Raw genomic sequence first — 14,433 nt, 5'->3', positions numbered from 1 at the left:
GGCGTAACGTACAAAACAAAAAAGCCCGGCATCACACACCGGGCAAAGAAGTTACCTGCACACTCAGGCCGCTTTCAATTTCTGCTTCTGCGCACGATTCTCACGGCGAATCTTACGTTCTTCCAGCACCGCCACCATCGCCATCAGGACGATACAGCCGATCGCCGCCGCATCCAGCGCCGCGAAGGTGCCCGCCCAGCCGGTGAGGCCGAAAATCGGCGTTCCGTCGGCGATCATCCCCAGGCCCAGCTTGGCGAAGCTGTCGCCGATCAGGTAGGCGAAGGTGCCTTTAATCCCATCGGCGGCGCCGATCGCTTTTTTCGGGACGAAGCCCACTGCCGCCACGCCGATCAGTAATTGCGGACCAAACACCAGGAAGCCGAGCGCGAACAGGGACGCCAGGTAAACGTACTGGTTGCTGGCGTGCTGGTAGACGCCGAGCGTGGCGATAATCAGCGCCAGCGCGACGCAGGCCACCAGCGCGCGACGGCCGTTGGCGAGGTCGGAGAGCCAGCCCCACAGCAGGGTGCCGACCAGCGCGCCCACTTCGAACAGGGTAAAGCCCTGAATCGCCACTTCTTTAGATAGCTTCAGCTCCTGGAAGGCATACACGGTGGACCACTGGTCGATACCGATGCGCACCACGTACAGGAAGATATTTGAGAAGCACAGCAGCCAGATCACTTTGTTTTTCAGCACGTACTCCACAAAGATCTGCCATTTGGACATCTCGTTCTCTTCTGTCTCTTTGTCCTCTTCGCTGATCTCCTCGCCGAACAGCTCTTCAGCTTTGCCGAGGCCGTAAGATTCCGGGGAGTCGCTGCCGAAGCGCAGGCCGATAAAGCCAACAATCAGGGCGATAATCGACGGGAAGATAAACATGCCGATTACGTGGCCGTCGAACAGATAGTTTGCGCCAAACAGCGCCACGCCTGCTGCACCCGCCCCGCCGAGGTTGTGGGAGATGTTCCACATGCCGAGGTACGAACCACGCTTGCGGCGCGGCGTCCATTTGGTGATGGTGGAGTAGCTGCACGACCCGCCGGTACTCTGAAAGAAACCGCTCAGGGCATAGAAGGCGATCATCAGGAACAGGCTGACGGAGCCCGCACCCATGCTGGCGCTGAAGCCGAGCATACAGATAGCGGAGAGGATCAGCATAAACGGCAGGAACTGCTTGGTGTTTTTGCCGTCCGCATAATAGGAAACGACGGTTTTCCCCACGCCGTAGGTGATGGAGAAGCCCAGGCCGATCATCCCCAGCTGCGTCATGCTCAGCCCGTAGGTTGAGATCATGTCGTTCTGCGCAATGTTAAAGTTTTTGCGGATCAGGTACATGGTCAGGTAGCCGATGAAGACCACCAGATAGGACTGCATGAACGGTTTGAACCACATCTTGCGCCGCACGTCGAGCGGCAGATCCAGGGTCGGCTTGCGCACCTGGTTTAAGAAGGCCAGCATGGTTGGTTTACTCCTGAGCTGATTTTTGCAGCATTGTAAAAATCAGCCGGGAGAGATGCCTGAGACAGCGTCCAGGTGAAACCGGGAAAATTTCTTAGTTTTGCGCGTCTCGGCAGCAAAAGGTGAGGCGCGTCACGCTTCGCGCGGTGCCTGCGCGTGCAAAAACGGCAGCAAAAGCAGCGCTGAGATCCCCGCCGCGATGGCAATCACCGCAAAGAAACCGCTCCAGTGCCAGACGTCGATCACCCACGCCAGCGGCCAGCCGGAGAGCGACGCGCCGAGGTAGGCAAACAGCCCGACAAAGCCCGTCGCCGCGCCTGCCGCCTCTTTGTGCGAGCACTCCGCCGCCGCCATGCCGATCAGCATCTGCGGGCCAAACACGAAAAAGCCGATGGTGAAGAAGCACGCCGCCTGCATCACGTAGCTGGCGAACGGCATCAGCCACAGCGAGCCCACGGAGAGCAAAATCCCGGCGGCGAAAATCAGGTTCATCGGGCCACGGTTGCCGTTGAAAAGCTTGTCCGAGCCCCAGCCCGCCACCAGCGCGCCGATAAACCCGCCCAGCTCGAACATGGTCACCGCCGAGTTGGCGGTCACCAGGTCTACGCCGAGCGTCTCGGACATGTACAGGTTGCCCCAGTCGTTGATCGCCGCGCGCACTACGTAGACCAGCACGTAGCAGAGCGACAGCAGCCAGATGTACGGGTTTTTCAGCACGTATCGGGTGAGGATCTCCCTGCGGGTCAGCCCCGCGCCCTCCTGCTGCTGGGCAATTTCCATCTCGTCGTGCCGCCAGTCGCCCACCGCAGGCAGGCCGACGGTTTGCGGTCGGTCGCGCAGGCGCCAGCAGAGGAACAGCCCGGCGACAATCGCGAGGCCACCCGCAATCATCATCCCCGCGCGCCAGCCGTAGTGCAGCGCCGCGGCGCCCACTACCATCGGGATAAGCGCCCCGCCGACGTTATGCGCAGTGTTCCAGATTGCCCACCAGCCGCCGCGCTCGTTGCGCGAGTACCAGGCGGTGAGCAGGCGGGCGCAGACCGGTGCGCCCCAACCCTGGAAAAAGGCGTTCAGCGCCCACAGCAGGGCGAAGGCCCACAGCGAGGTGGAGAAGCCAAACAGGATGTTCACTACGCCGGTGGCGATCAGCCCAACGCCCATAAAATAGCGCGCGTTGGAGCGGTCGCTGACGATGCCGGAGAAGAACTTCGACAGGCCGTAGGTGATGTAAAACAGCGTCGCCAGCAGGCCGATATCGGTGCGCGTCATCACGCCGCTGGCGAGGATTTCCGGCGCGGCAGCGTTGAAGCTTTTGCGGGTGAAGTAGAACAGCGCGTAGCCGAGCCAGATGGTCATCAGGATATGGCGACGCCAGTAACGGTAGCGGGCGTCGATTTCCGCTTTGTCGCCAATTGGTGCGGCGCTGGCAGGGGTTTTAAACATGGTAACTCCGTAGCGGCAGGCTGACGCTGATGCGCGTCCCATGGGTGCAGGAGAGGGTCAGCGTGCCGCCCAACGCCTTGACGCGCTCGCGCATCCCCGCCAGGCCAAACCCCTGCTGGCCGGAGCCCGGCGGCAGGCCGCAACCGTCGTCTTCAATCACCAGCATCAGGCGCTCATCCTGCTGCCAGCCCTGGATGGTGACCGCGCTGGCGCTGGCGTGTTTGACGATATTGTTCAGCCCCTCCTGACAGACGCGGAACAGCGTCACGCGCTGGCCTTCGCTGAGCGAAGATTCGTTAATGCGCCAGTCGAGATGGCTGACAATGCCGCGGCTTTCCAGCTCCATCTCGCGCATCAGAGAACGCACCGCCTGCTCCAGCGAGAGATCGTCGAGCTGGCGCGGGCGCAGCCGTCCTAACAGGCGACGAACGGAATCATAGACGCCCAGCGAAAGCTGTTCGATATGCGCCCCGCCCTGCTTCACGCCCGCGTTTTCCGCCGCCAGGCGCTGGACAATGCCCGCCTGGGTGCGGATAGCGGTGATGGTCTGGCCGATATCGTCGTGCAGCTCGCGGGCCACCTCCTGCCGCACGCTCTCTTCCGTCTCCAGCAGACGCTCCGCCAGACGGCGGTTGCGGGCCAGCTCGGTTTGCAGGGACTGGTTCAGCTCGCGCAGGCGCTGAATGCCCGCGCCGAGCAGCAGCCCGGTCAGGCTCTGGGCCAGCAGGGAGAGCAGTAAATCTACAGGATGATCGTGCCAGGTCTGGCTGGCAATCAGCGCGATGGCGTTCATCAGCGTGGCGATCAGCGCCCCCTGCCAGCCGTAGTGCCAGGCCAGGGCAATTATTGGAAGCGCCAGACAAAACGGCGTGAAGCGTGAAAGCTCGGCGGGCAGGCCAAGCTGGAGCCACAGGCTCACCACAAACAGCAGCAGATACCAGATGAGGTGCCGGGCGCGCCAGTTCACCGGTTGGGAAACCAGCGCCGGACCGAGCGGCTGCCAGACGGTGCTGGTGAGGTAGTGCCAGAAAACCAGGCAGGTCGGTGCGAGGGTCAGACCGCCGGTAAGGGTCAGCAGCAGGGCGTTAAGCATCTCCTTCTCGCCGATCCACGGCAGGGATTGTAACAACGCGGCGGCAATCAGCGCCGCCCCCTGACGCAGCAGCGTGCGCCAGTCGCGCTGGTGGCGGTAGCGGGAAATGAGCGCAACCGGGAGAAGCGTAAGCAGGCTTCCGGTCATCAATAAGGGCAGATGCGCGAGGGCCACTTCCTGCGCCAGCCAGACCAGCATCAGCCACTCTGCGCCGAGCAAAACCGGCCAGTAGACGCGCGGGCACTGGAGCATTAGCCCCAGACGCAGGCCGAAGGGAAACAGCAGCACCGCCAGCTCCGGGCGTTCCACCAGGTGCAGGCTGATGCTCCACAGGCAAAACCACGCGGCGGAGAAGATAAAAAAGCTGGCAACAACGGCGATCAGCCGTGAAAAAGCGGGACTCATTGCCAGCTGTCGAACATGCGGCGCGCCAGCTCGACGTCGTTGCTGACGTTAAGTTTTTCCATCAGATTGGCGCGGTGAACGTGCACGGTTTTCGGGGACAGTTCCAGCTCGGCGGCAATCTCTTTCACCGACATGCCCTGCGCGAGTTTTTCCGCAACCTGACGCTCGCGCCTGGTGAGCGGATCCTGCCTTCCGGCCGCCAGCTTGATGGCGATATCCGGCGTTAAATAGCAGCCGCCGGTGGAGACGGTGCGCACGGCGGCGATCAGTTCGTCCGGGCTACAGCGTTTGGAGAGAAAGCCGCGCGCGCCCGCGTTGAGCGCCTGCTCGACCAGCGCCGGGCTGTCGTGGACCGACAGCATAATCGTCGCCATGCCCTTCGGCAGCTGGCTTAGCAGCTCCAGCCCGGAGAGATCCGGCATCGAGATATCACAGATAATGACCTGCACCCCGCGCCCCGGCAGGCCCGCCAGCGCCTCGCGACCGGAGCCAAACTCGGCCACGACCTGAAAATCCGGTTCGAGGTTCAGAAGCTGGGCAAAGCCGGAGCGGACGATAAGATGGTCGTCGATGAGAGCGATGGTAGTCATGTGTGTTCCTGCGGTCTGAAAAAGCCGGATGGCGCTGCGCTTATCCGGCCTACAAGAGCGAAAGACGCTTACCTTAAGCGATCTTTATTCGAAAAACACCGCAATTTTGTTAAACATGGTGGGATCGGACTGGTTGCGCGCCACTTTGGTGACGTCTTCCAGCTTATCGATCTGCGCCATCATCTGCTCCAGACGCTGATCGTCGTTGACCAGCAGCCAGATGCGGCTGTGCTCGCTGCCCTGAATCGGCAGACAAAGAATGCCTTCCACGTTAAACGCCCGGCGGGCAAAGAGCCCGCAGACGTGGGTCATGACGCCAGGGTGGTTGCGGACGGTGAGTTCCAGAATGACGTTATCATGTTGTTTCTGCATGGCTTATTCTCCCACCATCTCAGTATTTGCCGCCCCCGGCGGCACCATCGGATACACTTTTTGTTCAGGGTCGATACGCACGTGGATAAGCGCCGGGCCTGGACGAGAAATCGCCGCCTGCAGCGCCGCGTGGGCGTCTTCTTCGGCGTTCAGATCGCAGGTGTGCAGGCCAAAACCGGCGGCAATCTGCATAAAGTTAATCATTCCCGGATAGGTCGCCGCAAACACGCCCTGCTTGTAGAACAGGCTCTGCTGCTGGTGCACCAGCCCCAGCGCCTCGTTGTTCATCAGGATGATTTTCACGTCTAACTGGTTTTCGGCCGCCGTCGCCATTTCCTGAATGTTCATCATCAGGCTGCCGTCGCCGGAGAAGCAGATAACCTTGCGGTCCGGGTTGGCGAGCGCAGCGCCTACTGCCGCTGGCAGGCCGAAGCCCATGGTGCCGAGGCCGCCGGAGGTCAGCCACTGGCGTGGACGGTTCAGCGGATACGCCTGCGCGGTCCACATCTGATGCTGGCCCACGTCGGTGGTGATAATTGCGCTGTCGTCCACGCAGGCGGCCACGGCGTTGATCAGCCCGTAGTGGCTCAGCGGGTCGCCTTCGGTTGGGATGGCTCCCGGGAACTCGCGCTGCAGATCCGCCACCAGCTGACGCCAGTCGGCGCGGTCGGCTGCGTCCGTCTGCGGGATCAGCTGCGCCAGCACGTCGGCCACGTCGCCCTGAATAGCCACGTGCGGCTGCTTGATTTTACCCAGCTCGGCGCGGTCGATATCCACGTGAATGATTTTGGCGTTCGGGCAGAACTGCTCGGTTTTGCCAATCGCCCGGTCATCAAAACGGGCACCCATAACAATCAGCAAATCCGCCTCTTGCAGGATGTAGTTGGTGCTGCGCGCACCGTGCATGCCCAGCATGCCCAATGACAGCGGATGCGCTTTAGGCAGCATGCCCAGCGCCATCAGGGTCATCGTGGTAGGCAGGTTGGTTTTTTCAGCGAACTGACGGATTTCATCTGCGGCGTTAATCGCTCCGCCGCCCAGGTAGAGCACCGGGCGTTTGGCGGCGTTAATCATGGCTGCGGCATCGCGCACGCTCTCAGCGCTGAATTCTGGCGCAGGTGCCCGCTCGCCTGGTTCCGGCAAAACGTCGATCTCGATCTCTGCGGTCTGGACATCCTTAGGAATGTCTATCCACACCGGGCCCGGGCGGCCAGACTGCGCAATGCGGAATGCATCGCTGATAACCTGAGGCAGCTCGCTGATATCGCGAACTAAATAGTTATGTTTGGTGATGGGGATAGAGATGCCGTAGGTGTCCACTTCCTGGAACGCGTCGGTGCCGATCATTGAGGACGGCACCTGGCCGGTAATGCAGATCAGCGGAATGGAGTCGAGGCGCGCGTCGGCTATGGCGGTCACCAGGTTGGTTGCGCCGGGGCCGCTGCAGGCCATACAGACTGCCGGTTTGCCCTGCGTACGCGCCATGCCCTGAGCGATAAAGCCTGCCCCCTGCTCGTGACGCGCCAGCACGTGCCGGATCTGCGTGCTTTGGCTTAACGCATCGTACAGCGGCAGCACCGTGCCGCCCGGGATGCCCGCAACCGTGGTGATGCCCTGCCGTTCCAGCAAATGAACGATCAGCTGCGCGCCGGTGAAACGCGTCTTGGTGGATGTTGTGCCCGAACTTGCCATGCTCCAGTCCTTTTCTTCTGGGCCGACGTTCCGGGGAGGGTCCTAAACGAAAAACCCCGCCCGGTTTGCGCCGGCGGGGTTTTGGATTCGTGTGTTGATCCAGTCCCTACGGCGCATTGCCGACGACCACCACCACACGCACGACGACCACTGCGGCAGGTTGCGCAGTTTTTAGTAGGGTCGAAGTGAAGATGGATGAAGTCATTGGGGACCTGTGTTTGGAATCATTGATTGAATTTATACAAACACAGGTTTTAGGGCGTGACAATGGAAATATTTTCATCTGCGCAAAAATGCGTCAGGGATCACGTTTCAGTACGTTGCTCGCTCATTCCAGGAGTCACTATAGATGACATTTCCATCGCAATGCTTCCAGGTGATTTTCTCGTAGCGTATGAGAACCGTTTCAAGGTGTGTTCCGGTGTTAGCGCCGGGATAAAGGTCTGGTGTGATTGAGGTTATTTTCACATTTTCCAGAAGGATATTAAAATATTCCTGTTCTAAACCCGCCTCATTAATCTGATACATCTTAATAATGGCTGACTGGAGCGTCCTTCCCGTAATCAGCGCGCGAAAGAGAAGTGGTGTTACACGATCAAATTCTTTCTGGAACATGATGGGCATGTGTATACGCGTGCCCGTCAGTTTCCCGGTGTTCCCGTTGACTGGGATATTGACATTATGAGTGAACGATTTAAGTTCAATTGCACCCTCGCGCCCTGACACAAGGCAAGGACCAACCATGGGAGAACCATTTTCATCTGTTAAAAACAAATAAGCTGGGTTTGACATAAAAAATCCTTTTTAAAAATCTAATCGTACTTATCAAAGCGGCCAAAAATCATAGGATGAACAATAATAAATACAATGAGAGAAATGAATGTTAGTAATACCCAGTGGTCAGGCACCAACCACAGAAACAAAGAGGCGCACGCAAAAATATAAACGGGAAATAAAATTTCCGTAAACAGAATTGATAACAAACTCTTAAACATGCTCATTACCCTTTAAGTCGTTATAAATTGCATCGAAATCCTTATAGAATCCCATCTGGACCTTCTTAATGAGTTCAGACAGGAATGGTTCAAAAAAGTAGTAAAGCATCTCCAGTTGTGCGGCATAGAGGGTGGCGTAATACTTAGGGTCCAATGTTTTCAGGCGACGCGCGGCAAGAGCGCACTTCTGTTCCGTTCCAATCAATTGAAGCGCCATGACAACGTTAGGTACGCGGCGTGCAAGCCGTTCGACGACGATTTCAGACAGCAGGCCTGATTCGGAAAGGGATTTGGCCAGCCCCCATGCTATTGCTATACGCGCGGCTTTGCTGGTCGGGACATTATTAACAAGCCCGGTTACTTTTGAATCCATCTCACGAACGCGATTTTGTTCATTTCCATTTTCAGAATCGGTAATAACACTTTCAAAATAAAGATAGAACATGTGGGCTATTACATCACGATAACGGTAAAGCGAGAGAATTGAGAGATACATTCTCTTTTCTTCTGAGAGAAGCTCATCACACACATCGTGATAGCTGGGGATTACGCATGATGAGTACCAACTTACACGTTCTATTCCTGAGTAAATATCAGAACCGACTCCCTTTAATGCTCTCCATGTCCCTGCAACGCCTTGCTGTCCATAAAGTGCTAACTGCCTGTCACCCTGGAACTTCATCTTTAAATAATCAGAAGCTTGCATAATGTATCCATACAGTATTTGCGACTCAAGAAATATACAATGAAAATCTCTGGGATTCAAATCAGTAAAATTATTTAAACCAAAGATTCATATAAAAAATAAATTAGCTCACTTTTATCCATTACTATTATAGGAGAAACAATTTAATTACTTGAGGACTATTAGTGGTTATATTAGTTTATAAATTTAGTGGTGTTATCTTACAAAATGAGTCTAATACCTCTCCTAAGCTATCTTAACTAGTCCACATCGAAGCCAAACAGCAGAACCCTCGCTTATACAGCAGTTTTTTTGGCAGGCCAGAAAACAAAAAACCCCGCCTAAGCGAGGTTTTTATCAGGGTTTTGCGGTTGGTTGCCGCAGAACACACTGTGTTACGTCAACGTCAAAAGTATACGCGATCGAACACGAACGCGCAATTCCGGCACGGATTTTGACGTTTTTGAGTATGGATCACCTTCCGATTTTTGTCCAAAAAATACTGTTCATACATACAGTATTTATCTATACTGAGGGTGTTCGCAGTGAGCGAGGGGGCCGCAGTTCTACCGGCGCAACGAAGTCCTGGCTGAAACGGGTGGTGCCGTCAGTGCCTTAACCCCTGAAGTGAGCACACTGTGTTACGTCAATCCAGGTGCTGGCAACAGGCGGCGGAAAGGTACGCCAGCATCGTGCTCCTTTTAACCAAAAGGAGACGCGTATGAGCGTAGTGGATATGGTGATACTTATCCTCAAACTCATTGTTGCAGTACTGCAACTGCTTGATGCTGTCCTGAAATACGTTCGGTAATTCAGGTTCAAGTCGCACCTGAGAGGGGCGGGCAACCGCCCCTCTTTAATAACGAGGGAATGCTATGTCGCGTCTGTTAATTGAGCCTGTCACGCCCGATGAGCCGGGGTATATCGCCCTGAAGGCCGAAAGTATCGCGTTGAATTTCAACATGCTGCGCAGGCTGGAAGAAAACTGGCTGCGGGGTGAAAACCGCTTTAACGCGCCGGGTGAAAAGCTGCTGGGCGCATTTCTTAACGGCAGGCTGGTCGGCGTATGCGGCCTCAACCGCGATCCGTTCAGCCAGCAGCCGCGTGCCGGGCGCATTCGCCATCTCTATGTCAGCGAGAAGTGTCGCGGGCTGGGCATTGGCAAACAGCTTTTAACCGTGGTGATGGCCGATGCCAGCATCTGGTTTGATTTTCTCAATACCCACGCGCCGGACAGCGCATACGGATTTTACAATCGAGCCGGTTTTACGCTGGTCTCGGACGAACCGCGGGTGACGCACCGCCTTTTTTGTGCGGTGTAACCGGCTGGCGGCATCAGGATGTGAATGTTACAGTTGAGTGACAATTCATCACCCGATACGCCATGACCATCACCGTTTTCTGCATTTTGCTTTTCGCCGCACTGCTGCATGCCAGCTGGAACGCCATCGTTAAAGCCGGAACGGATAAGCTCTACTCTGCGATCGGCGTTAGCGGCTCAGCCGCGATTATTGCCCTGATTTTACTGCCCTTCTCACCACAACCTTCTGCGGCAAGCTGGCCGTTTTTGATCGTCTCCTGCGCCTTACAGGTGGTCTACACCGTGCTGGTGGCGAAGACCTATCAGGTCTCGGACATGAGCCAGACCTATCCGCTGATGCGCGGCACCGCCCCGCTGCTGGTGGCGACGATCAGCGTGCTGGCGCTCGGGGACCATCTCTCCTGGCTCGCCTGGTCCGGCATCGGGGTCATTTGCCTGTCGATTCTGGCGATGGCGATGAATGGCCGCATGCAGTCGCGCAAAGGGATCTGGCTCGCGCTTCTGAACGCCTGCTTTATTGCCGGGTATACGCTGGTGGATGGTACCGGCGTGCGGCTGTCGGACACCGCGCTGGGCTACACGCTCTGGACCTTCTTTATGAACGGCTTCTGCCTGCTAAGCTGGGCGATGGTGGCGCGTCGGCGCGAGGCGTCCAGCTACCTGCGTCTGCACTGGAAAAAGGGGCTGCTCGGCGGCGTGGGGACCATGGGATCTTATGGCCTGGCGCTGTGGGCAATGACGCAGGCACCGCTGGCGGTGGTCGCGGCGCTGCGTGAAACCTCGATTCTCTTTGGCGCGCTGATCGCGTTTGTCCTTTTAAAAGAAAAGGTTGCGGGCCTGCGCATCGCGGCGGCGCTGGGTATTGCCGGCGGTGCCATTCTGCTGCGTCTGGCGTAAATCACTGGCAACATTAGTTGCCGTTATTGTTTACAAATCCTGCCTTTCCCGGTTTTTTCATTCACCGCGACAATGCTTAAATTGCCATCTGTCTGTGGTAGATTCCTCGCGCATTTATGGGAATGCGTAGTCACTTATTCTTCATTTTTCTCTTTTGGCAAAAGTATTCAGCGACATGAAAAAACAAAGGAACGTTAACTTATTGTTGATGCTGGTGTTACTGGTGGCCGTCGGTCAGATGGCGCAAACCATCTACATTCCGGCTATCGCCGACATGGCAAAGGAATTGAACGTCCGCGAGGGTGCGGTGCAGAGCGTGATGGCAGCGTACCTGCTGACCTATGGCGTTTCGCAACTCTTCTACGGCCCGCTCTCCGACCGCGTCGGGCGTCGCCCGGTGATCCTGGTGGGCATGAGCATTTTCATGGTGGCGACGGTGATTGCCATTACCACCCATAGCCTGACCGTACTGATTGCCGCCAGCGCCCTGCAGGGCGTCGGGACCGGCGTCGGCGGAGTGATGGCGCGTACCTTACCGCGCGATATGTATCAGGGTACCCAGCTCCGTCATGCCAACAGCCTGTTGAATATGGGTATTCTGGTCAGCCCGCTTCTCGCTCCGCTGATTGGCGGCCTGCTGGACACAATGTGGTCCTGGCGCGCCTGCTACGCCTTCCTGCTGGTGCTCTGCGTCATTGTCACCTTCAGCATGGCGCGCTGGATGCCGGAAACCCGCCCAAAAGACGCGCCGCGCACGAAACTTATTGCCAGCTACAAAACGCTGTTCGGTAACGGGGCGTTTACCTGCTACCTGCTGATGCTGATCGGCGGTCTGGCGGGCATTGCGGTGTTCGAAGCCTGTTCCGGCGTGCTGCTGGGCGCGGGGCTGGGCCTGAGCAGCATGGTGGTGAGCATTCTGTTTATTCTGCCGATCCCGGCGGCATTCTTCGGCGCATGGTTTGCCGGACGCCCGAACAAGCGTTTCTCCACGCTGATGTGGCAGTCGGTGATCAGCTGTCTGCTGGCGGGTCTGATGATGTGGATCCCGGGGCTGTTTGACGTGATGTCGGTCTGGACGTTGCTCATCCCGGCGGCACTGTTCTTCTTCGGCGCAGGAATGCTGTTCCCGCTCGCCACCAGCGGCGCGATGGAGCCGTTCCCGTTCCTCGCTGGCACGGCGGGCGCGCTGGTGGGCGGTTTGCAGAACATCGGCTCCGGCGCGCTGGCCTGGCTCTCGGCCATGATGCCGCAGACCGGGCAGGCTAGTTTGGGCCTGCTGATGACGCTGATGGGGTTGCTGATTTTACTGTGCTGGCTGCCGCTGGCGTCGCGCGTCCCGCATCACGAGCAGCCGGTTTAACCGCATGATGGCCCGGCTTCTCGCCGGGCTTTTCACAGACGGGCGCAATCATCGCCTGCAACAACGGCTCTGGCGCTGGCCGCCATGCACCCTCTTCCCCGTCGTAAAACTGGAAGTCCGCGTTCAACGCGTACGGGATTTTCGCCTTTTGCAGCTCGCAGGCCATAAAGGTGGCGAAGGCCATTTGCGACGCGGTTGGCGTGAGGTGGTTTGACTCCCCCACGCCCCAGCCCCCGACCCAGCTAACGTGCCCGGTTTTTTGCTGCCAGCGCAGCGCGGTATTGATGCGGTTACGGATAGCCGCCTTCTCCGCCGCCGTGCCGGACGTCCACGGGTATTTACCGCTATTTTTCAGCGGCCCCCACGGGAAAATATGCCACTCCGCCAGCAGGTAGTTTTGACTGTGCGCGGGCAGCTTCAGGCTGGATAAATCCTCCGGCGCGGCGCGCAGGCGTGGCGCGATAAAGATCATGCGCTGCGGATCTATGTCGTGGATCGCTTTAATGGTTTTTTCATACACGCGGTTTAGCGACGCCAGGTTATGGTTGAGCTTGTCGGCCGGCTCATAGATGAGGTCAAAACCCAGCAGCGGATAGCTCTGACCAAAATAGTGCGCCACGGCAATCCACCAGTTGATTGTCTCTTTTTCGTTATCGGCTTTCGGGTCGTTTTTATATTCATCGGCCTGATAAGCGATAATCGGGATCACGCCATACTGCTCGCAGGCTTCCACCAGCTTGCGCAGGTGGATCAGCCGCGCTTCCGTCGGCTCGTCGGCCACGCGGATGCGCACGTGGGTAATACCTTTTGCACGAAAATCACGTACCACCAGCGGGTCGAATTCGCGTATGCCGCGCTCGGTACGCGCCCAGTCCACATCCATCCCAACGCCCAGCTGCTGCGCATAATGGGCAGCCGACAGCGGCGGCTCGGCGGCAATGGCCCAGCCGGAAGAGATCAGTAACGCGGTAGCAATAAGAGGCTTTAGCACGGTTTACCCTGGATAAATCGAAAGCATTACCTGTATTTAGCACGCTTTTTCACATTTGGTGTAGAGCGAAAGCGTAATAATTCTTCAACCCGCCAGCTCTCTCAGACAGCCGATAAAGGCGTCTATTTTCGGCCACTGGCGGCCAGGAAGCGTTGAGATGTAATAGTGCTGATGGCACTTCAGGGTCTTTTCCCCAAACGGGGCGATCAGCTCGCCCCGTTCAAGCCGTTTCTGCACCAGCCGCTTTCTGCCCATCGCAACGCCCACGTGGTTGATGGCTGCAATAATCGCTAAATCGGAACGATCGAAACCGATACCCGTCGATGGCGGCATATTCACCGCAAAATGCTGCGCCCAGCTCAGCCACTCATCCGTACCGGAATCGTTGCTCCAGGCCTGACGGTCGTGCAGTAACGTGCAGTGGCTGAGGTTATGGGCGTTTTTCAGCAGTTCATGCTCGCGGGCATATTGCGATGAGCAGACGGGCAAAATTTCCTCGTCCATCAGAAAGTGATGAGAGAGGTGGTTTGGCGGCGTATCGTCGAAATAGAGCGCCAGATCGACCCCCGTTCGCTGCATATTGACGTAATCATTGCCGGTCAGAATGGTAAGTGAAATCGACGGGTAGCGGCGGGTAAAGTCCCCCAGCATAGGCACCAGCCAGCACTGGGCGATCGACGGGCGGGAGTAAACCGTCAGCGTGCCGGAGAGCGCCTGGTTTTTGATGTCCAGGATCTCCTGATTCAGGGTATCGAGGGATGATTTTAGCGTCCAGTAAACGCGCTTTCCTTCCTGCGTCAGCTCGACTTTACGGTGCGAGCGAACAAACAGCTGAATACCCAGTTCCTCTTCAAGCAGGTTGATGCGGTGGCTCACCGCGCTGGGGCTGAGCGACAGCTCCTCCGCCGCCAGAGCGAAGGACTCATGCCGGGCGGCCACTTCAAAGGTGTACATTTTCGACAGCTGCCAGCCGTTTAAAAGCCGGTTTCTGGCTTCATTCACATCGGTCATCACAATTCTCACGCGTGGTTTCTGCGCTCAGCATACCGCTCAAGAGTGAATTTATGTGAACCTAATACGGATTAAGTGCACTTTTTAGAGCGCAGTCACTCAGTTGATCCAATCTGG

At 57.4% G+C, this 14,433-nt stretch carries 15 protein-coding genes; 4 read left to right on the top strand and 11 right to left on the bottom strand.

Annotated features, from left to right (window positions below; translation table 11 throughout):
- Nucleotides 1-63 precede the first annotated feature (63 nt).
- From uhpT to D5066_RS17970, 9 genes are all read right to left on the bottom strand, one after another.
- Complete coding sequence (gene uhpT / locus D5066_RS18015) at nt 64-1,461, bottom strand: hexose-6-phosphate:phosphate antiporter UhpT (protein WP_119916752.1); 1,398 nt, start codon at nt 1,459-1,461, stop codon at nt 64-66.
- Nucleotides 1,462-1,593: 132 nt separating this feature from the next.
- Complete coding sequence (locus D5066_RS18010; protein WP_119916750.1) at nt 1,594-2,904, bottom strand: MFS transporter; 1,311 nt, start codon at nt 2,902-2,904, stop codon at nt 1,594-1,596.
- Nucleotides 2,897-4,402 (bottom strand): signal transduction histidine-protein kinase/phosphatase UhpB, encoded by a 1,506-nt coding sequence (uhpB, locus tag D5066_RS18005; RefSeq protein WP_119916749.1) that lies wholly within the window; start codon nt 4,400-4,402, stop codon nt 2,897-2,899. Before uhpB ends, D5066_RS18010 begins: the two co-directional genes overlap by 8 nt.
- The gene (gene uhpA, locus D5066_RS18000) at nt 4,399-4,992 is read right to left on the bottom strand and encodes a response regulator transcription factor UhpA (RefSeq protein ID WP_119916748.1); all 594 of its coding nucleotides are present in this window, start codon (nt 4,990-4,992) and stop codon (nt 4,399-4,401) included. The genes uhpB and uhpA overlap by 4 nt, the downstream gene beginning before the upstream one ends.
- An 84-nt stretch (nt 4,993-5,076) precedes the next feature.
- Nucleotides 5,077-5,364, bottom strand: coding sequence for an acetolactate synthase small subunit (gene ilvN / locus D5066_RS17995; RefSeq protein WP_010426528.1), 288 nt, complete (start codon nt 5,362-5,364; stop codon nt 5,077-5,079).
- A 3-nt stretch (nt 5,365-5,367) separates the two neighbouring features.
- Complete coding sequence (gene ilvB, locus D5066_RS17990) at nt 5,368-7,056, bottom strand: acetolactate synthase large subunit (protein WP_119916746.1); 1,689 nt, start codon at nt 7,054-7,056, stop codon at nt 5,368-5,370.
- A 106-nt stretch (nt 7,057-7,162) separates the two neighbouring features.
- Nucleotides 7,163-7,261, bottom strand: coding sequence for an ilvB operon leader peptide IvbL (gene ivbL / locus D5066_RS17985; RefSeq protein WP_057979964.1), 99 nt, complete (start codon nt 7,259-7,261; stop codon nt 7,163-7,165).
- Nucleotides 7,262-7,368: 107 nt separating this feature from the next.
- Complete coding sequence (locus D5066_RS17980) at nt 7,369-7,848, bottom strand: Hcp family type VI secretion system effector (protein ID WP_119916744.1); 480 nt, start codon at nt 7,846-7,848, stop codon at nt 7,369-7,371.
- 195 nt (nt 7,849-8,043) lie between these two features.
- Nucleotides 8,044-8,757 (bottom strand): hypothetical protein, encoded by a 714-nt coding sequence (locus D5066_RS17970; protein WP_119916742.1) that lies wholly within the window; start codon nt 8,755-8,757, stop codon nt 8,044-8,046.
- Between the two features lie 700 nt (nt 8,758-9,457).
- On the opposite strand from D5066_RS17970, the gene tisB reads away from it, so the two are divergent.
- The 4 genes from tisB to emrD all read left to right on the top strand — a co-directional run bounded on the left by tisB (nt 9,458) and on the right by emrD (nt 12,314).
- Complete coding sequence (gene tisB, locus D5066_RS17965) at nt 9,458-9,547, top strand: type I toxin-antitoxin system toxin TisB (protein ID WP_045260836.1); 90 nt, start codon at nt 9,458-9,460, stop codon at nt 9,545-9,547.
- Nucleotides 9,548-9,611: 64 nt separating this feature from the next.
- Nucleotides 9,612-10,058 (top strand): GNAT family N-acetyltransferase, encoded by a 447-nt coding sequence (locus D5066_RS17960; protein ID WP_061096693.1) that lies wholly within the window; start codon nt 9,612-9,614, stop codon nt 10,056-10,058.
- Nucleotides 10,059-10,120: 62 nt separating this feature from the next.
- Nucleotides 10,121-10,954: an EamA family transporter gene (locus D5066_RS17955; RefSeq protein ID WP_119916740.1), complete on the top strand. Its 834-nt coding sequence runs from the start codon at nt 10,121-10,123 to the stop codon at nt 10,952-10,954.
- A gap of 175 nt (nt 10,955-11,129) precedes the next feature.
- Entirely contained in the window at nt 11,130-12,314 is a 1,185-nt protein-coding gene (gene emrD / locus D5066_RS17950; protein WP_119916794.1) for a multidrug efflux MFS transporter EmrD, read from the top strand.
- On the opposite strand, the gene D5066_RS17945 is transcribed toward emrD, so the two are convergent.
- A complete protein-coding gene (locus tag D5066_RS17945) occupies nt 12,217-13,305 on the bottom strand; it encodes a glycoside hydrolase family 5 protein (protein WP_119916738.1) in 1,089 nt (362 codons plus the stop codon). The two genes, emrD and D5066_RS17945, sit on opposite strands and share 98 nt — an antisense overlap.
- An 84-nt stretch (nt 13,306-13,389) precedes the next feature.
- A complete protein-coding gene (gene dsdC / locus D5066_RS17940) occupies nt 13,390-14,316 on the bottom strand; it encodes a DNA-binding transcriptional regulator DsdC (RefSeq protein WP_119916737.1) in 927 nt (308 codons plus the stop codon).
- Nucleotides 14,317-14,433: the final 117 nt, after the last annotated feature.

Origin of the sequence: Enterobacter chuandaensis (genome assembly GCF_003594915.1) — a bacterium.
Taxonomy (GTDB): Bacteria; Pseudomonadota; Gammaproteobacteria; order Enterobacterales; family Enterobacteriaceae; genus Enterobacter; species Enterobacter chuandaensis.
This window is presented reverse-complemented; position numbering and strand designations above follow the sequence as displayed.